The organism is Candidatus Avelusimicrobium luingense, from assembly GCF_902757105.1.
Classification (GTDB): domain Bacteria; phylum Elusimicrobiota; class Elusimicrobia; order Elusimicrobiales; family Elusimicrobiaceae; genus Avelusimicrobium; species Avelusimicrobium luingense.
The window spans coordinates 60,848-83,125 of record NZ_CACVTK010000001.1; the positions used below are offsets into that span (position 1 = coordinate 60,848).

The following is a 22,278-nucleotide window of genomic DNA, read 5'->3' on the forward strand; positions in this document are numbered from 1 at the left end:
CGCTTCCACAAATTATTATTGCATGGTTTCGTCGTCACGCACAATGTAGCCGAATTTCTCTAAAAGTTCGCTGTTGTTTCGCCATCCCGGCGACACCACAACTTGTAACTCTACCCGGCAAGGTCGGCCTAAAAATTCTTCCACCCGTTTTTGCGCACGTTGACGTAATTGAGCAATCATCTTTCCCCCCTTGCCGATCACAATGGGTTTTTGGCTTTCACGTTCTACGTGGATACGCGCACGGATAAAATTTTTGTCACCTAAATTTTCGGTAAATTTTTCCACTTCCACGTAGGTACTATACGGGATTTCTTTTTGATAGAGTAGGAAAATTTGTTCGCGGATAAATTCAGCCGCGTAAAACCGTTCCCAACGGTCCGTCCATTGACCGGGCGGGAAATAGGCCGGGCTCGTCGGCAAGACAGACACAACCGCCATTTGCAATTTGCCCACATTAACGCCTTGTTGCGCGCTGATACGGAATTTTTTAACAATTTTCAACTCGCTTGTAATTTGTTTTTCAAGCGCATCTAATCGAGAAGGATCTTTGACAATATCAATTTTATTTAAGACGAGAAAAATAGGACAATTTACTTGTTTTAATTTTTCTACCAACGGTGCGTTCAAGGCATAATCAACCGTAGCATCCACCAAAAAAAGTACCACATCGGCTTCTTCGCTTACGGCACGATCTACGCATGACACCATGGTTTGTTGTAACTTATATTCGGGTTTGAGAAAACCGGGAGTATCCACAAAAACAATTTGGTAATTCTCCCCTTCACAAATCGCCAAAATATTTTGGCGTGTTGTTTGCGGTTTGTAGGTAACGGCCGAAAGTAACCCGCCCGCAAACCGGTTAAGCAAGGTAGATTTTCCCGCATTGGGAAGTCCGCACAAAACGGCAAATCCGCTTTTGAAATTGGTATTGTCCATACGTTTATTGTACTTATTTTAAGCGGGCCGCGCTACACGCAAATTACGGGGTAATATAACTATCTAAAATTTGCGATACAAAAAACGCATGATAATCATTACTTTGTCTATCGTACCACAATTCTTGTATGGCGGAGTTTAATTTTTCCGCACTCATCAGCCGTGCATAAATTACACTACATTCCAAATGCATGCCCGGCACGTCTAAAACAGGCGTCGTGATTTGATGCGCCGGACGCGTAGATAACCCCGTAAGCGCCAGTTTATCCACATCTCGCCCCGACGATTGCCCGCAAACGCTGGCTACTTTAGATAAATCAGTATATGGAAAGGTAACGGTAAATTCACGTGTTTTTTCAATAAGTTTATAACTGTACCGGCTTTTTCGCACCATGGCTACAAAAACGGGCAATTTCCACATAACACCTATGGCCCCCCAGGCCGTTACCATAATATTCGTTTTTCCGGCGCGGTGCGTTGTTAAAAAAGCGGTTTTTGATAAAATTTCCAAATTTTTACTTGCATTAAAATTAAACGGTACTTGTTGCATAAAAAATCCCCCTTCGCTTTATTGTAGCGAAGGGGTTACTTTTTTGCACCAAGAAAAATAGATTAGAACGTAATACCCGCGCGGATACCGTATTCACGCGTAATGTTAAACGGTTCGATTACGTATTCAACCGGCTCCGTAGGGTCTGACATATTATAGATCCATTCTTCGGCAGAGTTTTGGATTTTCCAATACCGCCAGAACGGTTCCACAAATACGCCCATTTTGCCGAAATTCGTTTCTAATTTGGCACTGGCACGTACGCCGTATCCTTTATCTTGTTTGTTAGAAAAGTTAGTTGAATTCACCAACATCGTGGTATGGCTGCTTTGGTTTCCGCGCAACAACCAGTCGAACTGCCCGTTAAGCGACAATTTGACAGCGCTGCCGAAGTTCGTTTCCCATTTCAAACCGATAGGCACATAAATATAAGTAGAAGTACGTTGATAAGTTTCCCCACAAACGCCTCCTCCCAAATCGACACATCCGTCTTCGCCGTTACGTAACGAGCGCCAACCGATACCTAAATAAGGCCATAATTTCATAGCATCGGATAATGTATAATACCGACCGATTTTAAGGGCCGCTTCCATGTAATAATCTTTTTCATCATACAACTGAGCTGGTGTACCATTCCCATAACCATCTACAAAATACCCGTCGTAATCGGCTTTACCGTCCATATAACGCAATTCTAACGTGGCAAAGGACGGATCTTCCTCTGTTACTTCTTCCGAACTAACACTGACACGGGTGTAAACCAAACTGATCCCCTGCTTTTTGGCAGTGATGTGAATAGGATATTCCATGTGGGGTTCGCGATAGCCATAATCGGAAATTTCATACGCAATTTCCAAATTATGTTTTTTGGGGCTATTATCTTGCGAACGGCGATAACTTGCGGCAGACAGCGGCAAGCAGACGCACGCTAATAAAAGAAGTACAACTACTTTCTTCATAATTTCTCCTTTTATAAAAATTCTTTGTTGTCCAAAGAAAAATCATTTTATTTGTAAGAGATAAATTTTATCTTACATTAAAAAATGTAGCAAAAAAAAGCCATAGAACGCAACTTATCCCCTTACAACCGACAAAAAAGAGGGAACGATTTTTTCGTTCCCTTATTTTTATTTATCTTTATGACAAAATACCTAAAACCGCATTCCCAAACGCAACATCAACGTATGGAATTGCAAATCGCGGTCTTTATGGGTGGAAGTCAGGTTTTTATCACTGATAAACCCATAAGCATAACGATATTCCAATCCGGCAAACATCCAATCGGTTACGTCATATTGCATACCGGCGCCGATGTAAAATGCCGCCCCCCATTTATCGTTACTTTCATCCACCCCAAAAACGGTGCTTTTCATACGCGCATTCATCATACCTACCCCCATAGGCGAATAAATGCGAAAGTTACTCCATGGATTAAAAGTTAATTTCCCGGCAAGAGAAATATCATGTGCATACATCGCGTGGTAATGCCGTTCATCTATGCCGGTATTATGTGATTTTTCAGCCGGATGGAACATCATATAATCTAACCCAACGGCTAAATAATTATTCATATGGTAAAGCATACTTACCGAAGCGGCTAAACCGTTAGAACTATAACGATCCGAAAAGGTATCCTTATTATAAGAAACAACTTGTCCCGCCGCTAATGATACTTCCATTTTTTTATCATTCGTCCGAGCGGATTTGCTGGGTGAATAAGATTCATAAACAATCCCTTCGGTTTGTTGTTTCCCTTTCGGATTAGTAACCGTTTGTTCCACTACTCCGTAATTGGTAGTACCACGTTTATTTTTCACACGCACATCATAAACATCTGTTTCGGTGGAGCCTGTTTGTACCGTCAGTTTCGGTTCCCCTTTTTTAAGCGAGGCCGCATTTTGGACGTGCGTGGCTTTAGCCCCCGCCGCTTGTTGGTTAACTTGTACACGATGTGCTGCCGGTTTTTTGGCAGACCGGGCAGACGCACCTTGCATAGGTACCGTTACGGCTACTTGTTCGCCTTGAACGATAACTCCGCCGGGAACATCCATAGCAGAAATATCGCCGCTGACATAGGTTTTTTCCCCTGATTGGGCAAAAACCAAACTTACCATCAATAAGAACACGATGGCCAGTGCTGTAATATGTATTTTCTTCATGTGCTTTCCTCCTTAAAAGATTTACGGCTTTTCTATTGTAGCGAAGGGCTTTCCCCCCGGCAAGGCAAAAAACTAATTAGATTGATTGACAGGTTTTTCCCCAAATACTATAATGTATATAGTAAGAGCGACTTGACAGCAAGTCGCTCTTTCGTTAATACGGCTCAAAGGAGTAATTTATGAGAGACCCAAAAACGATTGAACAAACTGTTGCCAAAGCATTGGAAAATGAACAAGTGGAATTGGTTGATTTAGTCATCCAAAACCAAGGCAAGAAAAAACTACTCCAATTCTTTGTAGATAAAATCGGTGGCGTTACGCTAGATGATTGCGGCGTTTTAACCGACAAAATAGACGCCATTTTAGAAATGGAAAATTTGATAGACGGGGCTTATATTTTAGAAGTATCTTCTCCCGGCGTAAACCGCGTGCTTAAAAAGCCCGCACATTTCAAACAATTTATTTCGCAGCGTGTGAAAGTGGTACTCAAAGTACCGTTGGAAGGCCGCGGATTTTTTACCGGAGTTATCGCCCAAGCCGATGACAACGCATTTGTTTTAGACGACGGAACAAATCAGTACCGCTTTGCCTACGACAATATCAAAAAAGCCAACTTAGACCCTGTATTGGAATTTTAATCACAAGGAGAAACACACCATGGAAGGAACAGCCAAAGACTTAATTCTCGCTTTAGAAGGACTTGAACGGGAAAAAAATATTAAACGCGAAGACATTTTAAAAACCATTGAAGATGCGTTAGTGTCTGCGTTACGCAAAAATTTAGGCAAAACGGCCCAAATCAGCGCTAAAATAGACGTAGAAACCGGCTCTATCAAAGCCTATCAATTATTAAATGTTACCGAAATTGTAACTAATGCCGAAACGGAAATCAGCGTAGAAAACGCCAAACAATATTTGAAAAATCCGAAAGTTGGCGATACCGTTACGATTACGCTGGAAGTAAAAGACTTCTCCCGCATTGCGGCGCAAATTGCCAAACAAGTTCTTATTCAAAAAGTACGCAGCATTGAACGGGACAATTTTTACAACGAATATAAACCGCGCGAAGGCGAAGTAATTACCGGCTCGGTACGTCGTTTTTCCGACAGAGATATCATTGTAGATTTAGGGAAAGTGGAAGCCTTACTCCCCTACTGCGAACAAATTCACAAAGAACGCTATGCTATCGGATCTCGCATTAAAGCCGTTATCGCTAAAGTACTTAGCGCTAACGATCTTGCCAACATCGGCGACGATCCGGTATTAGGCCGCTATAAATCGGCCGCGTTTCGCTTAGACAAAGGTCAACGCGGGCCGTACGTAATTTTATCGCGCGCCAACAACCGCTTTTTAGAAGAATTATTCAAAGTAGAAGTACCGGAAATTGAAGAAGGAATCGTAGAAATTAAAAAGATTGAACGCGATCCGGGTTTCCGCGCTAAAGTGATTGTGTCCAGCATTGACAGCAAGATTGATCCGATCGGCACCTGCGTCGGCATGCGGGGCATCCGCATCCGCGCGGTTATGAACGAATTATCCGGCGAACGCATTGATTTAATCAACCATTCCAACGATATCTCCACGGTGTTAATGAACTCCATTGCACCGGCTAAAGCCAACTTGATTAAAATTATCAACGCAACCGAAAAGAAAGCACTTATCATCGTCCCCGACGATCAATTGGCTATTGCGATTGGTAAAGATTGGCAAAACATTAAACTGGCCAGCCGCTTAACCGGGTGGGACTTAACGGTTAAGAGCGAAACCCAAAAAGCCCAATCCGAACAAGTAACGGTAGAAAATATCCAACGGTTATTTGCCCAAGTGGAAGGTATCGGTGAAAAAATGGCTGAAGTATTACAAAAAGCCGGTTTTACGACGGTAGAACAATTGGCTCAGGCCACCCCGGAACACTTAGCCACCGTACAAGGTATCGGTGAAAAAACGGCGGAAAACATTATCACCGGCGCAAAAAAATATTTAGTAGATTTAGAAAATCAAGCCAATGCTACGGTGACACAACAAGCGCTTGAAAGCGAAAAAGGAACGAAGAAAGTCTCCGCCAAAGGGCAAGAGCAGGAGCCGCAACATGAACAAAAAGACAACTAATAATACCGAGGAGGAAAAATCTTCCAAAACGGCTACAACGAAAAAAGTGGCGGCGAAAAAAACAACCAAAAAACCGGTCGCGAAAAAAACAACGACTAAAAAAGCAACCGGAACAAAAGCCGAAAAAGATGACACTAAAAAAGCGGCGAAAAAAACAACCGCTAAAAAAGTAGTCAAAAAAACGGCTGATAAAAAAGACGAGTCGGCCCAAGTAAAAAAGGGAGACGTTCCTTCGTCCAAAAAAAATGCTCAAACGCATACACCGCATAAACATACGGAAAATGCGCCAACGCATGTAGCCAAACAAACCGAGCAATCGCTCAACGTAACGGCTGCTCCCAAAAAGCCGGAGCAAAAGCCCGTCGTTGCCGTGCAACCGCCCTTGCCTAAACCGCAAGTCCCGTTGCAAAAGCCGCAAGTTGCGCAACCTGCCCCGCAAAAACCGGCAGAGCCAAAAGCAGTCCCCCCGGTTACCGCTGCGCCACGGCCGCAACAACCGCAAGAGCAATCTCAACAACAACCTAAACCGAATTTTGTAGAAACGGATCGCCATGGTCATGTCAAACCGGCAGAACAAGCCGCTCCGAAAAAAGATGAAAAAACAATTCGTATTGTTGGGCAGCCCACCGTCAAAGAATTAGCCGAAAAGATGAATTTGAAAACAAATGACTTCATCAAAAAGTTAATGATGATGGGTATTTTCGCCACTATTAACCAACGGTTAGAAAAGGATATGATTGAGTTAATCGTGGACGAGTGCGGATTTAAAGCAGAACTGGCCGAAGAAGATTTAACCCAAGAAGCCGTTGCTGCAATGGATAAAGAAGATGACCCTGCCGACTTAAAACCGCGCAGTCCTGTGATTACCATTATGGGGCACGTGGACCACGGTAAGACAAGTTTATTAGACGCTATCCGCAAATCTAATGTTATTGCTACCGAAGCAGGAGCCATTACCCAACACATCGGTGCGTATCGTGTTAAAACCCCGCGTGGGGTGTTAACCTTTTTAGATACCCCCGGGCACGAAGCCTTTACGGCCATGCGTGCGCGCGGAGCGCAAGCCACCGATATTGTGGTGCTGGTAGTGTCCGCTACCGACGGTATCATGCCTCAAACGATTGAAGCCATGGAACACGCCAAAGCGGCTAAAGCACCTATCATTGTAGCAGTCAATAAAATTGATTTGCCCGGTGCTAACCCCGATCGTGTTAAACAAGATTTGGCCGCCCGCGGACTTGTGCCGGAAGAATGGCAAGGCAGTACGATTTTTGTGGAAATCTCTGCTAAAAAACATATCAACATTGATAAGTTGTTGGAAATGATTTCCCTGCAAGCCGAAATGATGGAATTAAAAGCCAATCCGGATAGACCCGGCGTGGGCGTCATTTTGGAAAGTAAGCGCGATAACAAACGCGGTGTCGTCGCTACTGTTCTTGTACAAAAAGGAACGATGAAAGTGGGCGATCCGTTTATCGTCGGCACAAACTACGGACGTATCCGCGCGCTTATTGATGAAAATTCGCAACGTTATCAAAAAATCGGCCCGAGTGTTCCGGCTGAAATTTTGGGCATTAACGGAGAACCGCCGCAAGTAGGCGATACGCTTTATATTATGCCCAGCGAAAAAGAAGCCCGATATACTGCCGAAAAACGCAAACTTGCGCTCAAAGAAGATTCGCAAGCACACCGCAAGCAAGCGTCGTTGATGAACTTGGCTAAGAGTGAAGACGGCACCAACTCGGTTAAAAAATTAAGTTTAATCTTAAAAGCCGATGTGCAAGGCTCCATTGAAGCCATTAAAGATGCGTTATTGCGTATCCCTTCCGACGAAGTGGAAGTAGATATTGTGCTTTCCGCGCCGGGAAACATTAACGAATCGGATATCTTGCTCGCCAAAGCCTCTAATGCTGTTGTCATCGGTTTCCACGTAGATGCCGAACACAAAGCCCAAGCCGAAGCCGAACGCGAAGGCATTGAAATCCGCCGCTATACGATTATCTTTGAATTATTAGAAGATATCAAAGCCGCCATGGAAGGGTTATTAGAACCCGATGTAGTGGAAACAATAGTCGGCACAGCCACCATTAAAAAGGTACTTAAATTAAGTTCCGGTATCATTTCCGGTTCACTCGTGGACAGCGGAACAATTTTCCGCGGCTATGAAGTACGCGTCAAACGAAACGGCGAAGAAGTCGGCCACGGTAAAGTGGGTGGCTTAAAACGCTTCAAAGATGACGTCAAAGAAGTGGAAAAAGGATACGAGTGCGGTATCTTGGTGGAAGGTTTCAAAGGCGTTGCCGAAGGCGACATCATTGAATGTATCAAGAAGGAAAACGTAACCAGACGTATTAAGATGTAAGTGATAACTTACCGAATATAAACTCCCCGAACTAACGTTTGGGGAGTTTTTTGCTACATAAGATTCCGCACAACCATTAAGCCACCGGATATAATAAGCGAACAAAAAAACACTCCCTATTGCTAGGGAGTGTTTGTGTTGCAAATCCAACTTATTTAATCGTACCAGACGCGTTGTTGGCAATAGATTTGCAGTATTTGTTAACGTTGGAACCACGGGTGCCCGTTTTAGAAGAGCTACACCATTCGGTGATGGTACCGGACGCATCAATGTTCAAGATGATGGCGTATTGCGGTTCCGTGCTAACAGCACCGGTAGAAGTAATACGAGTACCGGCCGCTTTGAACGTAGTACCACTGGCTAACACTTCTACTTTGAAGTTTTTGGTGTAGGCCATAGTAGTGCCGCACAAGCCGGGCAACTGCAAGTCTAACATGGACAAGTCGTTGGTGTAAACGCCCATACCCATTTGATAAATTTGTTGGGCAGTAGCCATATCACCAAGCAACTGAATCGCTTCCGTCGCACGTGCTTTTTCCACCGCTTTGGTGTACTGCGGCAACGCCACGGAAGATAAAATACCAATAATAAGTACCACAACTAACAACTCGATCAAGGTAAACCCTTGTTTCATAATCGTTCTCCTTTTCACATAGATTCCAAAGTGCTTTACAGCACCTTAAGCATAGTTTAATATGTTTTTCAACAAAATGCAAGTGTTTTTTGTGCTATCCCAAAATGCTATAATGGAATTATGATAGACCGAATTAAGCGATTAGAAACCCTTTTATTGGAAGAAATCAACACACTCGTTACTAAAGCCGCCGCCACAGGTAATTTTGGCGGATTTGTAACCATTACGGCGGTACATTTGACGAAAGATTTATCATCGGCAAAGGTATATTTCTCGGTATTTGGCTCGCCCGAAGACCGCAAAAAGACGCAAGAAGCCTTAAGTCTGCTTCGCAAAGAAATCGGCGCACAATTACGTGGACGGCTCCACTTAAAACGGATTCCTTCCTTTACGTTCGAGTACGACGATACACCGGAAAAAGCCTCTCGCGTAGAAGCCATTTTTCAAGTTATTGAAAAGGAACACGAAAATGGAAAATAAAGACGAAAGTTTTGCCCGTATCTGGCATGCCATTAAAAGCGGTAAGAAGTTTTTTATTGCCGGGCACTTAAACCCCGACGGGGATTCTCTCGGGTGCACGCTAGCCATGACCTCGCTGTTAGAACGCTTGGGCAAGACTGTTTATGCGTATGCCGCGCCGGCTATCGGAAATGATTTGAAATTTTTACCCGGACTGCAAAAAGTCCATGTAGGGGAACTTCCTGCCAAGGTCGATTTTGATACCGTCATTCTATTGGAATGTTCCGACCGGCAACGCGGCGGCGACTTGGAAAATATTTTAATTCCCGCCAAAACACTGGTCAATATAGACCACCATTTAGTCAGTGACGCCTACGGTCATGTAAATCATATTGATTCGGGGGCATCTTCTACCGCGGAAATTATTTTCCAACTTTATGAAGCCTCCGGAGAAGAAAATATACTCCCCACTCCCGATGAAGCCACCTGTTTATATACCGGGCTTGTTACCGATACCGGCCGTTTCGTCCACTCTAATGCCACCGCGGAAGCCTTACGCGTGGCGTCGGCACTTGTTGCCTTGGGAGCCGATATCAGCCAAATCAACCAAGTCATTTACTTTACCAAATCTTATATTGAACTTAAATTATTGGGCCGCGCTTTGGAAAAAATGGAAATGCGTTTTGATAATAAATACAGCCAAATTATTTTAACCAAACGCGATTTTGAAACTTTCGGGGCAACCCCCGCCCAAACACAAGGGATTGTCAGCCAGCCGACGATGATTCCCGGCGTGGAAATTTCGGCCCTTATCAAAGAAGAACCGGATAAAATTTCCGTTAATTTACGCTCGCGCGGAGCGGCCGATGTCAGCCGTATTGCCCAAATTTTCGGTGGCGGCGGGCATGCCCGTGCTGCGGGATTTAAGGTAACGGACAAGACGCTTGCCGAAGTAACCGACGCACTGGCCGAAGTGGTACAAGATGTCGTTAAAAACTTGCACTAATCTTTCACCCACCGGGCTACTACTTATTGATAAACCCTGCGATTTTTCTTCGCACGATATTATTGCGATTTCCCGGCGCATATTAGGCACTAAAAAAATCGGACACAGCGGTACGCTTGACCCGATGGCTACCGGGCTACTGATTTTACTGATTGGGCGGGAAGCCACCAAGCGGCAAGCGGAATTTTTGAAATTATCTAAAGTATATTCGGCCACACTTACGCTGGGGCAAGAAACGGACTCGTGGGATGCTTACGGCGAAATTACCGCCGAAAAAAACGTCCCCCCGCTCACACAAACAGACGTAGAAAAAGCCGCCCAAACTTTATCGGGCGATATTGAGCAACCTATTCCGTTTTTCAGTGCCAAAAAAATCAACGGACAAAAGATGTATTCGCTGGCCCGCGCCGGAGAAAAAATGGAACGTAAATTTAACCGTGTCAATATAACGTGGACAAAAATTTGCTTAACATCCCCGAAAACGGTAGAATTTACCGTACATTGTTCATGCGGAACTTATGTGCGTGCTTTAGGATATTTGCTCGCTCAAAAGTTAGATACCGTTGGACACTTAACCCAACTGCGCCGCTTACAAATCGGCCCCTACCATGTAGCCCAAGCATTTGACGGCGCGCAACTAAAACAGACGCAAGCAGAAACACTTTATAAACGGATTATTTCCTTATGACGAAAAACTGTATTACTATCGGCACATTTGACGGCGTACATACGGGGCATCGTTTCCTACTCAATCAATTGGAAATGCAAGCAGCCAAAGCACGCCTAAAACCGCTTGTGTTATATTTTCCGCTCCCCCCAAAAACATTACTGGGCACTAAACCGGAAATGACTGTACTTACACTTCCCGACGAAAAGAAACGGTATTTACGCGAGTTGGGAGTTTGCGCCAAAGCGTTAGATTTTACCACGTGTCGCACCATGAGCGCAGAAAAATTTTTTAAGGATGTACTACTTAAACAATACAATATGGGCGGACTTTTAATCGGGGCAGATTTCGCCTTGGGGAAAAACCGTCAGGCCGGAGCCGATTGGCTCAAAGCCCAATGTGAAAAATTAAACCTGCCGTTTGAAATTGTGCGGTTTTATAAAACAGGGACACAAAAAATTTCGTCATCGCTTATTCGTAAGGTGCTTGCTACCGGCGATATTGAACAAGCCAATTTATTACTCGGTCGTCCATACGAAGTAACGGGGAAAGTAATTAAAGGCAAACAATTAGGCCGTACGCTCGGTTTTCCTACCGCTAATTTAGACACCGGTATTTATAAAATCTTACCGCTTGGCGTATTTGCCGTCAAAGTACGCGTGGGTAAAAATTTGTACGACGGGTTCTGTAACATTGGTTTTCGCCCGACGGTTAACTCTATTGACGGGATTTTGCCGCTTGTAGAAGTAAATATTTTTGATTTTGATGCTAATATTTACGGACGCAAAATTACGATTTGGTTTGCGGATAAACTGCGTGACGAGACAAAGTTCGGCACACTGCCCGCGTTAGTCGCCCAACTCAAACAAGACCGTCGCGAAGCCAAAAAAATACTGAAGAAATTTAAGATTTAGTTGATTCAAAAAAGCCCCGCCGTTTCAGTATTTATTTTATATTCCAAAGCACTACTAATACAATCAAGCCGAGCAGCACCAAAATACTTCCCACAATATAAGGGAACGGTGAATATATGCGAAAATTTTCTTCTTCTTGCGACGACTTCCCTTGCTGCATAGTATCCGTTGATAAAGACGGCGAAGAAGTTTGCAACAGGTTTTTCATATCCGGTCGCCGGATACCTATTTTACGTACCGCACCGATTGTCGGCTCGTGATATTTCCATACATTACTACACCACTCACGCGTTCCGTTTTCATAGGGAAAAGAAATCACTTCGGCATACACTTTATATATGCGGCCGTTGCGTGAGTTGGTATTTTCACGTGTTTTGAAAGAAATTACTTTACCTTCTACAAACGATGCCCGACGAAAAAACCGCCACGCATCTTGTAGCGCGAGAATTCCCAATACCAGCCATCCCCATCCTATCAAATATAGAAAGCGAAGTCCCGGATTTTTCCATACCGGCGCGGGGAACAAACACGAAAAGAAATTATCCGGTATGCATCGTATCAATATCCAACCGAGAACACCGCCCAGACTTATCATCAGTGGAATTGTTAGGAGTGATTTTTCGTTATAATAAACAAATCCTTCTAATACATTTTCCGGATTAAGCCGCACTTCCCGTAATTCCCCGATTTGCGGAATCGTTTTTTGCCATTTATGGTCTATAATTTCCGTATCGCCTTGCGCGGTATGTACGGTAACGACGGCGGCATATTGCCGTTGGGCGGTATATCCTTCTTGTGGAGCGTTGGCCGGGGCTAAGCCGGTACGGAAAGAAGTTACTTTCCCCTGGGCGGCAATCCACGTTTTTTCCAGCCGTTTTGTTTTCTTCTCAGAGGAACACCACAAGGCAGTAATTAGCCCCATAACTCCGGCAATTCCTCCCGAAAAGACACCGCCCGTTGTCCCTAAATAATCAAATGTAAAACCGATCCCCCCCACTACACAGACCAAAATGACACAAGTTTTCACAGACATGCCATATACTCCTTATTGAATAGGTTAATTTAATGATTCAAAAAAATAGTCTGCCGTACTTTTTACGCGATTCTCATAATCAGCCGGATGAAAAGGTTCATATACTCCCGCGGTCAAAAATCCGGCTCTTTTAGCCGTTTGGACAGCATATAAGGCATCTTCTACTACCAACGTACGTTTTTTAGATGTTCCTAATCGGTATAAGGCGGCTTCATAAATAATAGGCGAATGTTTCCCCTCTCCTACTTCATCACACGCAATAATAAAATCAATATATTGCATTAAATCCAGCCGTTCAAAAGCGGCTTGGGCTAAAGCGGCATCCGAAGCGGTGGCTACACATATTTTAATACCTTGCTCGTGCAATTTTTTGAGTATTTCAACGGCACCCGGTTTTGGTAAAATTTCTGTTAAGTATTGTTGCCGTACAACCGCAAGCGTATGTTCCAATAAATCCTCGGGACGATCCGGCAAATTCAACTGCGCTACAATGTAGCGCGCACCTTCTAACAGAGAAAGATGTTTAATGTGTTCCTCAACAGAAGCAGGCAATTCAATTCCACGCGTTTTTAGATAACGTGCTGCCGCATGATCCCACGCCGGTAAAGAATCTAATAAAGTACCGTCCATATCAAAAATAACCGCATCAATGCGGTTTTTATCAGGAAATTTCGTGCGGTCCACGCGATTCTTGGCCATAAAAATGGCTTTTTCTAAGGCAGGATATACGTGTACTTTCGGCAAGGCGGGTGAAATCAATTTAGGTGGATGTTGTAATAAAATTTCTTCTGCCACTACCGGGTTTATGACCACATAGGGCGGAACCGTGATTAAAAACCGTATTCCCAGCTGTGTTTCTTGTACGGTTTCTATTGCTTGTTGTGTTTGCCTGACAAAAGCAACCGGATTTTTATTTTGGGCAAATACCTCAGAAAATCCAACGAGCCCTATTATCATTAAAAGACTTAATCGCTTAAACATATATATATTTTACTTTTTTAATTGTCCGCTTGACGCAATATATTTATCAATCGCTACCATATAATAAACAAGTCTTGATAACCTGTATACGGTGCGATTAATTTGCCAAAGGGACGCCATACCCAAAAGGCCTATCTGATTGCTAGGCCTAAAAATCGGTTGCAATACCGCTTAAAAAATCAAATAATGAAAGTAGAATATCTTTTTAAGGAGCCTTTATGAACAAACGATTTGCTACCGTTTTTGCCATCACCGCCTTACTGCTACCCTACACTGTTCAAGCCAAACCGACGTGGGTTGTGGCACATACCCCAAAAGCAAGCGCTAACTTAAAAAAACAAATCAAATGTACTACGGCCTTAACACAATGGGAACAATCTTTTGAAGATGTAAAAAGTGCGGCTAACAATGAACAAATGCGTATACTGACCAATGCCCTTCAGGAAGCCAAACGCCTTTGCCAACAAGATAAATGCGAGGAAGGCTTGGCGGTTTTAATTGCGGTAAAAGATGTCTTAAAAACCGTACAAATGCAATGGATAGACAATCAATTAGAAGATTTAGACTTGTTATTTATGGGGCCTTCTACCGTAGAACAACGCGCCATGTTACGTAACAATATGCGCCTGATTCGCAATTATCAAAAGCAGGGTCAATTAGAAAAAGCCATTCAACTTGCCAAATCGTCCGAAGATGATTTTGATAATCCCCCCACGCTTACACCCAAACAATTACGACGGGCTCATTATGAAGACGCCATGGAACAGATGGATATATTTTATGAATTGGCCGAACCTGCCATAAAAGGAGACCCCCAAATGCGCCGACTTTTAGAAAAAGTAAACACACGCGTCCAATATGAAATTTATAACGTATGGAAAGATACAACTTTAGATGATACCGCCCAACTACTGGCATATGAGAAAATTCTCAACCAAGCCGAAGCGGAATTAGAAAATCTGCTTACTAATAAAAAAGTAAAAACTTCGCCCAAAAAGAAATCAAACAAATAATCTTTAACCCCGGATACCCTGTCCGGGGTTTGTTATGCCCAAAAAAAGCCCGGGCTAAACCCGGGCTAATCTAAATTTTGCATTGATTAAAAGTTATCGTTATAGTCGCGCACAAAAAATACGATATACGATAACCACGTCATGCCGAAAAACATTAAAAAGCAATACGAAAACCACCACATTTTGTTAAGCGGGTTGTAATCACTTAGTAATGAACCGATAAATAATCGGGCTAATAATACGGTCAAATATACCCATACACACAAAACGATGGCTTTAAGAATCAAATCACACGTTCCCAAAACAACACCTTTTTGTTCATATGGTTTTTTAATAAAAGTTAAAATGCTCTGCATATTCTTATTTTAATCTCTCTATACCAACTTGTCAAGCGCCGTCTTACTTTATTCTAAAGAAAAAGGATCCTCTGTATCAATCGGGGCGACAGGGGTGCTCTCTTGTACGAGCGTATTTGTTTCCGTTGTCACTACCGTTTCAGGAATATCTGTCGGGGCGGCGGGCTCTTGTGTAGTAGTCGTTTCCACTACCGTTTCTTGCACCGAAGTCATCGTACGGGCCGGTTTTTTTGCATTGGCGGTTACCGTAGTGGTTTGCGTTTTTGTTACTTGTGTTTGCGTTTTAGTCTTTTTAGTTTTCATTTTGCGCGTCGGTTTTTCGGCCGGTTTATCTTGCAAAGCCTCTTGCGCTTGCTTTTCTTGCAATTCGCGCTCACTAAGGATATCGTTTCTTAAGACCGGGAAACGGGACGTCCCCACATAGCCATGGGAAATTTCCACACTTTCTTCATCATAATATTTTTGTTTCAGCGGTGTATTTTTTTCCGCTCGAGTTTTCTCGGGAGTTTTATCCGTTATACCGGTATATATCACTTCCGGGCCGGCCGCTTTGGGCCCTTCTTTTTCCGGGGTTAAACAATAATCTACCCGTTCCAACGTTGTGGCTTTGGGGTGGCTATCCACACGCGTTTCACACGTAGATGCGGCTTGCAACGTTACAGCAGCGGCAAACAAACTAAATGTAATTCCTATTTTTTTCATAAATTCTCCGTATATTAAAAGCATAACACATTTTCACATCTTTTGCACAAAAAACCCTCTTATTTCAAGAGGGTTTTGAAAACATGTCACCGGGTGGGATCGAACCACCGACCTAGCGCTTATGAAACGCTCGCTCTAACCAGCTGAGCTACGGTGACGTAAATTGGATATATTTATTATACCAAAACAACCCCGTCGGACGCAAATTCCTTTTTTCCTTCCGACGGGAAACTCCTATTTAATTTGTGAATACACACTAAGCGTATCCGGGAAATCGCCTTCTTTAGCCGCCTTAAAATCTTGCTCGGCTAATTCTTTATTTCCCATGCGCAAGTAAGTAGCCCCACGCGCATTGATTACATCGCGGGCCGGTGCCATTTGCAACACCGTATTATAATCGGCTATGGCTTTGGAATAATCTTGCAACATAAAATATACACCGGCGCGAGAAAAATAATTTTCCGGTTTTCTCGGATTTAAGTCAATAGCCATATTCAAAATAGTAAGTGCACTTTTATAATCTCCGCGAGCCGCTAACACACTACCATATGCCGTATATGTATCGGCGTGATAGGGGTTGGCTTTTAAGGCACGTTCAAAATCTTGTTGTGCTAAATCAAAGTGTCCCATGAAATAATGAGCCGCCCCGCGCGAAGCATATACTTCTAAATTATCCGGATTTATCGTCAAGGCTTTATTATAAGCGGTGATGGCTTTTTCTAATTTACCGTCTTTAACATATCCATCTGCGCGTGCAGCATATTCGGCGGAAGTTGGCAGCGTCATACACGCTCCCAAGCACATCAGCCCCGTTAAAATTGTTGCTATGTTTTTCATCATTTTTCTCCTTTTAATTCTTTATTATTATGACAACAAATACTACTTGATTTTGGCAAAGTTCGGATAAAGCACATCCATAAATTTATCCATTTCACTTTCGCCGCCGCGAATTTGCAAATTAACCGATAACACGTAAACATCTTTTTTCAAGATATCGCGCCAATTATCTGGGAATTTGACAAAATCTTTGAAAGTGGTAATGAGCGGCAATTCGCCACGCATATCTTCAAACGACTGCAAATGTTCCCGTGTATAATACTGATGATCGGGAAAACGCCATTTTTGGCGTAATTCTAAACCAAGCCCGGCGAGTGTATTTTCAAATGTTTCGGGATTGCCCAGCGCACAGAAACAGGCCACTGGTCCTGTCACACCGTCAAGCGGAACTTGTGTAGCCGTACACAAATTCACATAATATTCCGGCGCGTGGATACTTTCCAGAATAGGCACCTCATCGTTATATTCGCGAATTTGATCTTTGATATTTTCTAAATCTCGTTCGGTGGCTTGATCACAATGGGTTAACACTATCAAATTCGCCCGGGAAAGCGCCGTAAGCGGTTCACGCAGAATGCCGTAAGGGAGTAATTGTTTATTGCCAAACGGATTTTGGGCATCCACCAATACGATATTAGCATCGCGGTTTAACCGATGATGTTGGAAACCGTCATCTAACAAAATGATTTGACTTTTGAAACGGCGTAACGCTTCGGTAGCGGCTTCGGCGCGGTTAGGCGAAATAACAATGGGCACCTTATATTTACTGAGCACGCGGCTCATCATAAAAGGTTCATCTCCTGCGGCCCGCCAATCTGTATCGGGGTTATCAAACAAAATGACCGGTTCATTCGTTTTTTGCCGGCGCTTATATCCGCGCGATACAATCGCTACGCGCACCCCGGCTTTAGCCAGGGTAGTAGCCGCCAATAAAACCGCTGTTGTTTTACCGGTGCCGCCGGCTGTAATATTACCGATGCACACCACCCGCGAGTTCACGCTTTTTACAGGTTTCCAGCCGTTTTTGTAACAACTGTGATTAAATTTTACACCCGCTTCATATAATTTAGATGCCGTCCACAATGCTCCGCGTCCGACGACATTTTTGGCTAATGTATCTTTGATTTTTACTAAATCCATAGTCAATTCCTTAATTAAAAATGCTTTTATATTTTACCATTTCCCGGCCTTAAACAAAACAGACGGTTGAGCCGCCGAAAATTGCTATAATGAAAAATATGGCCAATGACCGTTTTGAAAAAAATCTGCCGCACTATTTACAATATGTGGGACTCAAAATCGTATGTTTCCCGGTGCGTCTGTTGCCCTATCAAACGGCCGTTTGGTTAGGCAAACATTTGGTGGGAGCCACTCGTTTTGTAATGGGCAAACGCTTTGCCCGGGTTAAACACGATATCGCCCGCGCCTTCCCCGACAAAACACCCGCCCAAGTGCACCAAATTGCCGTAGAATCATGGCGAAATATGGGTGTCATCTTTGCCGAATTTATCCAATTATCTTCGTTAAGTATCTCCGAATTTAAAAAGCATTGTTGTATTGAAGGCGAAGAAAAATTACGCCAAGCCGAAGGCACTACCGGCGGAATTATTCACATCGGGCACTTTACCAACTGGGAAGCATTTGGATTAGCCGCCTCGGCTTATGGGTTTGACAAAGCCGTTTTGGCCCAACGCGTAGATAACCCATACGTTGATAAAGAAATCAACCGCTTGCGTAATGTATTTTCCGGTCGCACCTTATATAGCAACCACGAGGATAAGCCTTTTTTTGCGTGTATGCGGTGGTTAAAAAAGAAAAAAATGCTCGGTATTTTATTTGACCAAAATACAGTTTCGGGCGAAATGTGGTTTTCATTTTTAGGACGTACCGCCGCCTTTGCACCGATTACAGCACTACTGGCTATCAAAATGCAAATTCCCGTTTTTCCCGTCAATGTAACACGTGAAAAAAATGGATTTTTGCGTTGCCGTGTATATGACCCGGTTACTCCCCCCACCGACTATTCATTAGAGAATGTCCGTAAATTTACTAAACAACTTATCGGTTATTACGAAATGTGGATGCGGGAAAATCCGTCGTCGTGGTTGTGGGCACATAACCGTTGGAAACGCGAAGAAGAAGGCAACCGTTATTTAGCCGCTCACCCGGAGGAACGACTATGATAAAAGCCGTTTTCTTTGATAGGGACGGAACTCTTATTTACGACTATGGGTACTTGTCCGACCCGGCTAAAGTCCGCCCGTATAAATGCACTAAACTTGCCTTAAAGTTATTACAAAAAGCCGGATATCATTTTTTTATTGTCTCTAACCAATCGGGCATTGGCCGGGGTTATTTTAAGGAAGAACAAGCCCACGCGGTCAATGGTCGTTTGTGCAAATTACTATCCCCTATCCGTTTTGATGATATCGTTTTTTGTCCGCACGCTCCCGAAGAAAAATGTGCGTGCCGCAAACCTTTGCCCAAACTGGGTCAACAACTGATTACAAAATACCATATTGATACGAAATATTCCTTTATGATAGGCGATAAGAAATCGGATATTGACTTTGGACACGCCATCGGCTGCAAATCTATTTTAGTCAAAACGGCTAATGGCCCCAAACACTTAAAAAAATATCCCGATTTAAAACCCGATTACATAGCCGCCAATTTATACCGAGCGGCTCAATTCATTTTACGCGAGGGAAAATTATGAACAAACCAACAGTATTATTACTTACATTAGCCTTACTTGGTGGATGTTTTTGGCATCGCACCCCCAAAGAAGAACAACCGACACCCGCCGTGGTCACGCAAGAAACCACGGAATCAACAGCGACGCCTCTTACAGTTGAAAAAAAGGCCGACACTGCCAAAAAGGAAACCCCCAAAAAACAAGAAAAGCCCATAGATCCGAAAATTTTAGAAGATGAAACCGTTTTAACGCCGGAAGATAACACCCTGGCAGACGATACCGAGACCGTTACGGCGCCTACATTTACTCCCGCTCCCGATACGGCCGTTTTCAAAAATGAGCCACTGTTAGATTTGTCATCTCGCAACTTAAACCCACTTGCGGCCAAAATCCCCCAATCCGATAGTGAATTAAATGCGCCCTGGAAAGGGGAACAATTAAAATTCGGGTTATATTATTCATTTGTTAAAGTAGGTACCGCCTATATTAAAAACCGCGGTATTATAGAGGCTGACGGAAAACAAGCCTACGTTATTCAAACCACCGCATTTTCTGCTCCGGTCATTGATTCTGTTTTTAAAGTACGTGATATCAATTTATCGTGGTTAGATGCACAAAATTTCTCTTCGTTAGGATACAGCCAAAGTTTGCGTGAAGGGAATTACCGCCGTGACGAATGGGTATTGTTTGATTATCCGGCCAAAACATATCGCGGCGAAGTGCATAAAAAATCAGGTTCACGCCCGATTTCCGGCCCGTTAGAAATGCCGGTATTAGACATGCTGACTGCGTTATATTTCGTACGCGGGCAAGTTCTTACCAAAGGCCAACCCGTCGTATTTGATATCATCAACCGCGAAGAGCAATACCCGCTTGTCGTCAAAGTAGTTAAACGCGAAACCGTCAAAACGCCGGCAGGCAAATTCAAATGTATTGTGGTAGAACCGCAATTTCGCGGCGAAGGAATTTTTGTAAGCAAAGGAAAAAGTTTGCAAGTGTGGCTAACTGACGACGAACGAAAAATGCCCGTCAAAATGAAAACGGAAGTATTTATCGGTAGCGTCAGTGCAGAACTACTGGAGTATAAGACCAATTAAATATATAATAGAAAAATCCAGGAGAATATTATGCAACCCAACAAATCCCGATTAAAAACCATTTTGAAAGCCTGTAAAGGGCAGGAAATTATCGTCGTAGGCGATATTATGTTAGACCATTTTATTAAAGGTTCGGTCAGCCGCATTTCACCGGAAGCCCCGGTGCCGGTAGTTGATGTAAAAAAGGAATTTTTCGTCGCGGGCGGCGCTGGAAACGTAGCCGTCAATTTAGCCGCGTTAGATGCAAAACCCGTTATGATCTCCGTAGTCGGGCCGGATGTAGGCGGCGAAATGCTGAAAGATTTTTTGCGTAAGCGCGGTGTAAATATCAGCGGCATCTGCGAAGATTCCGATCGTCCCACCACTCAAAAAATCCGTGTCATGGCCGACCAACAACAAGTCGTCCGTTTTGACCGCGAAAGTAAAAAAGTAATATCTCCGGCCATTGCCCGCGCGTGCATGAAAAATTTTGAAAACGCCGTTCAAACCGCTAAAGGGGTCATTTTGTCTGACTACGGCAAGGGTATGCTTAGCGACCAAAATATCCAAAAAATCATTTCGCTATGCCGTAAAAAACATATCCCGGTGTGCGTGGATCCGAAAATTGACAACTTCAAAAAATACAAACACATTACATGCATGACTCCCAACACCAAAGAAGCCTGGGAAGGCGTAGGAGCCGCCCCCAAATCCGGAGAAGAAGCTATTGAAAAATTAGGCCAAAAAATATTAAAAATGTTGGAAGCCGACTCTATTTTAATTACCCGCAGTGCAGAAGGCATGAGTTTATTTGAAAAGGGTGCAAAAAAACCCTACACCGTCCGTGCTACGGCCCGCGAAGTATATGATGTAACCGGCGCGGGAGATACGGTCATTTCCGTTTTGACGCTGGCGCTTGCCGCCGGGGCTAATTTGAAAGAAGCGGCGGTACTGGCTAATTATGCCGCCGGAATTGTAGTAGAAAAATCGGGTACGGCCACCACGTCGCGCCAAGAAATTGAAGGAGTTTTACCATGAGTGATATTTTAATTGCTATTCCTGCCCGCTATGGTTCTTCACGTTTGCCGGGCAAAATCTTAAAACCGCTATGCGGCAAACCCGTCATTCAGCATGTGTACGAAGCGTGCAAAAACACCGGGCTTGGAGAAGTAATTATCGCCACTGAATCTCCCTTAGTGGTCGCGGCAGCCGCCCAATTTGGGGCGAACGCCGTACTCACCAGCGAGACGTGCCAAAGCGGAACCGACCGCGTATTTGAAGCGGCCCAAAACCGCCCCGAACAACTGATTATTAACGTACAGGGCGATGAACCGTTTATCCAAACAGAAACGGTGCTGGCCGTAGCCAATTTGCTTAAAAACGACCCCAAATGTGATATTTCCACGGCGGCGTTTGCCATGCCGGATACCGACGAAGTAGATAACCCCAATATCGTCAAAGCGGTGTTGGCAAAAGATTCGCGCGCGTTGTATTTCTCGCGCTCACGCGTGCCATACAAACGGGAAAAAACTCCAGAAAATTTACGTGCCCCGTATTGGCATCATTGTGGCATTTATGGGTATCGGCGTGCCGCGTTGGAACGCTTTGTAAATTTGCCCGAAAGTCCGCTTGAAAAATTGGAACGATTAGAGCAACTGCGCGCCTTAGAAGACGGCATGACCATTAAATGCGCCGAGATTTCCCCCTCCGGCCCGGCCATAGATACCGCAGAAGATCTTGCTGCCGCCGAGGAATATTTTAAAAAACATCACGCCCAGCATTAACT

General features: G+C 43.9%; 24 protein-coding genes and 1 tRNA gene. 13 read left to right on the plus strand and 12 right to left on the minus strand.

The features are described 5' to 3' along the window. Window positions 1-15: 15 nt before the first annotated feature. The 4 genes from era to ACQY3H_RS00335 all read right to left on the minus strand — a co-directional run bounded on the left by era (window position 16) and on the right by ACQY3H_RS00335 (window position 3,645). Window positions 16-936, minus strand: coding sequence for a GTPase Era (era, locus tag ACQY3H_RS00320; RefSeq protein ID WP_428073678.1), 921 nt, complete (start codon window positions 934-936; stop codon window positions 16-18). Between the two features lie 43 nt (window positions 937-979). Beyond that, a complete protein-coding gene (locus tag ACQY3H_RS00325; RefSeq protein ID WP_428073680.1) occupies window positions 980-1,486 on the minus strand; it encodes a flavin reductase family protein in 507 nt (168 codons plus the stop codon). Between the two features lie 62 nt (window positions 1,487-1,548). Continuing rightward, a complete protein-coding gene (locus ACQY3H_RS00330; protein WP_428073682.1) occupies window positions 1,549-2,445 on the minus strand; it encodes a hypothetical protein in 897 nt (298 codons plus the stop codon). Window positions 2,446-2,637: 192 nt separating this feature from the next. After that, a complete protein-coding gene (locus tag ACQY3H_RS00335; protein WP_428073685.1) occupies window positions 2,638-3,645 on the minus strand; it encodes an outer membrane protein in 1,008 nt (335 codons plus the stop codon). Between the two features lie 179 nt (window positions 3,646-3,824). Between ACQY3H_RS00335 and rimP the strand changes: the two genes are divergently transcribed. The 3 genes from rimP to infB are packed head-to-tail and all read left to right on the plus strand — an operon-like array spanning window position 3,825 to window position 8,116. Continuing rightward, a complete protein-coding gene (gene rimP, locus ACQY3H_RS00340; protein ID WP_428073687.1) occupies window positions 3,825-4,283 on the plus strand; it encodes a ribosome maturation factor RimP in 459 nt (152 codons plus the stop codon). A 19-nt stretch (window positions 4,284-4,302) separates the two neighbouring features. Further along, entirely contained in the window at window positions 4,303-5,754 is a 1,452-nt protein-coding gene (nusA, locus tag ACQY3H_RS00345) for a transcription termination/antitermination protein NusA (RefSeq protein ID WP_428073689.1), read from the plus strand. Then, complete coding sequence (gene infB / locus ACQY3H_RS00350; protein WP_428073691.1) at window positions 5,735-8,116, plus strand: translation initiation factor IF-2; 2,382 nt, start codon at window positions 5,735-5,737, stop codon at window positions 8,114-8,116. Before nusA ends, infB begins: the two co-directional genes overlap by 20 nt. Window positions 8,117-8,267: 151 nt before the next feature. Here infB and ACQY3H_RS00355 read toward each other — a convergent pair whose 3' ends face one another. Next, the gene (locus tag ACQY3H_RS00355; RefSeq protein ID WP_428073693.1) at window positions 8,268-8,750 is read right to left on the minus strand and encodes a type IV pilin protein; all 483 of its coding nucleotides are present in this window, start codon (window positions 8,748-8,750) and stop codon (window positions 8,268-8,270) included. A gap of 120 nt (window positions 8,751-8,870) precedes the next feature. Here ACQY3H_RS00355 and rbfA point away from each other — a divergent pair, with 120 nt between their 5' ends. From rbfA to ribF, 4 genes are read left to right on the plus strand one after another with little or no spacing between them, the layout of a single operon-like run. Next, the gene (gene rbfA / locus ACQY3H_RS00360; RefSeq protein WP_428073695.1) at window positions 8,871-9,230 is read left to right on the plus strand and encodes a 30S ribosome-binding factor RbfA; all 360 of its coding nucleotides are present in this window, start codon (window positions 8,871-8,873) and stop codon (window positions 9,228-9,230) included. Continuing rightward, window positions 9,220-10,215 (plus strand): DHH family phosphoesterase, encoded by a 996-nt coding sequence (locus tag ACQY3H_RS00365; RefSeq protein ID WP_428073697.1) that lies wholly within the window; start codon window positions 9,220-9,222, stop codon window positions 10,213-10,215. Before rbfA ends, ACQY3H_RS00365 begins: the two co-directional genes overlap by 11 nt. After that, entirely contained in the window at window positions 10,193-10,903 is a 711-nt protein-coding gene (truB, locus tag ACQY3H_RS00370) for a tRNA pseudouridine(55) synthase TruB (RefSeq protein WP_428073699.1), read from the plus strand. The genes ACQY3H_RS00365 and truB overlap by 23 nt, the downstream gene beginning before the upstream one ends. Continuing rightward, window positions 10,900-11,796 (plus strand): riboflavin biosynthesis protein RibF, encoded by an 897-nt coding sequence (gene ribF, locus ACQY3H_RS00375; protein WP_428073701.1) that lies wholly within the window; start codon window positions 10,900-10,902, stop codon window positions 11,794-11,796. The genes truB and ribF overlap by 4 nt, the downstream gene beginning before the upstream one ends. A gap of 31 nt (window positions 11,797-11,827) precedes the next feature. On the opposite strand, the gene ACQY3H_RS00380 is transcribed toward ribF, so the two are convergent. Continuing rightward, entirely contained in the window at window positions 11,828-12,829 is a 1,002-nt protein-coding gene (locus ACQY3H_RS00380) for a hypothetical protein (protein WP_428073703.1), read from the minus strand. Between the two features lie 24 nt (window positions 12,830-12,853). Continuing rightward, window positions 12,854-13,810, minus strand: a complete 957-nt coding sequence (locus tag ACQY3H_RS00385; RefSeq protein ID WP_428073705.1) for an HAD family hydrolase — start codon at window positions 13,808-13,810, stop codon at window positions 12,854-12,856. Window positions 13,811-14,028: 218 nt separating this feature from the next. Here ACQY3H_RS00385 and ACQY3H_RS00390 point away from each other — a divergent pair, with 218 nt between their 5' ends. Next, the gene (locus tag ACQY3H_RS00390; protein ID WP_428073707.1) at window positions 14,029-14,823 is read left to right on the plus strand and encodes a hypothetical protein; all 795 of its coding nucleotides are present in this window, start codon (window positions 14,029-14,031) and stop codon (window positions 14,821-14,823) included. A gap of 86 nt (window positions 14,824-14,909) precedes the next feature. On the opposite strand, the gene ACQY3H_RS00395 is transcribed toward ACQY3H_RS00390, so the two are convergent. The 5 genes from ACQY3H_RS00395 to lpxK form a co-directional block, all read right to left on the minus strand. Beyond that, the gene (locus ACQY3H_RS00395; protein WP_428073709.1) at window positions 14,910-15,179 is read right to left on the minus strand and encodes a hypothetical protein; all 270 of its coding nucleotides are present in this window, start codon (window positions 15,177-15,179) and stop codon (window positions 14,910-14,912) included. 48 nt (window positions 15,180-15,227) lie between these two features. Next, window positions 15,228-15,881, minus strand: a complete 654-nt coding sequence (locus ACQY3H_RS00400; RefSeq protein WP_428073711.1) for a hypothetical protein — start codon at window positions 15,879-15,881, stop codon at window positions 15,228-15,230. 84 nt (window positions 15,882-15,965) lie between these two features. Beyond that, a tRNA-Met gene (locus ACQY3H_RS00405) sits at window positions 15,966-16,039 on the minus strand. 76 nt (window positions 16,040-16,115) lie between these two features. Then, a complete protein-coding gene (locus ACQY3H_RS00410; RefSeq protein WP_428073713.1) occupies window positions 16,116-16,718 on the minus strand; it encodes a tetratricopeptide repeat protein in 603 nt (200 codons plus the stop codon). 42 nt (window positions 16,719-16,760) lie between these two features. After that, entirely contained in the window at window positions 16,761-17,858 is a 1,098-nt protein-coding gene (gene lpxK, locus ACQY3H_RS00415; RefSeq protein WP_428073715.1) for a tetraacyldisaccharide 4'-kinase, read from the minus strand. An 89-nt stretch (window positions 17,859-17,947) separates the two neighbouring features. On the opposite strand from lpxK, the gene ACQY3H_RS00420 reads away from it, so the two are divergent. The 5 genes from ACQY3H_RS00420 to kdsB are packed head-to-tail and all read left to right on the plus strand — an operon-like array spanning window position 17,948 to window position 22,276. Continuing rightward, on the plus strand, window positions 17,948-18,901 hold the full coding sequence (locus tag ACQY3H_RS00420; protein WP_428073717.1) for a lysophospholipid acyltransferase family protein: 954 nt from the start codon (window positions 17,948-17,950) through the stop codon (window positions 18,899-18,901). Continuing rightward, the gene (locus tag ACQY3H_RS00425; RefSeq protein ID WP_428073719.1) at window positions 18,898-19,437 is read left to right on the plus strand and encodes a D-glycero-alpha-D-manno-heptose-1,7-bisphosphate 7-phosphatase; all 540 of its coding nucleotides are present in this window, start codon (window positions 18,898-18,900) and stop codon (window positions 19,435-19,437) included. The genes ACQY3H_RS00420 and ACQY3H_RS00425 overlap by 4 nt, the downstream gene beginning before the upstream one ends. Beyond that, a complete protein-coding gene (locus tag ACQY3H_RS00430) occupies window positions 19,434-20,513 on the plus strand; it encodes a DUF3108 domain-containing protein (protein ID WP_428073721.1) in 1,080 nt (359 codons plus the stop codon). The genes ACQY3H_RS00425 and ACQY3H_RS00430 overlap by 4 nt, the downstream gene beginning before the upstream one ends. 30 nt (window positions 20,514-20,543) lie before the next feature. Next, a complete protein-coding gene (rfaE1, locus tag ACQY3H_RS00435) occupies window positions 20,544-21,530 on the plus strand; it encodes a D-glycero-beta-D-manno-heptose-7-phosphate kinase (protein WP_428073723.1) in 987 nt (328 codons plus the stop codon). Beyond that, complete coding sequence (gene kdsB / locus ACQY3H_RS00440; RefSeq protein WP_428073725.1) at window positions 21,527-22,276, plus strand: 3-deoxy-manno-octulosonate cytidylyltransferase; 750 nt, start codon at window positions 21,527-21,529, stop codon at window positions 22,274-22,276. Before rfaE1 ends, kdsB begins: the two co-directional genes overlap by 4 nt. The last annotated feature ends 2 nt before the right edge of the window (window positions 22,277-22,278 follow it).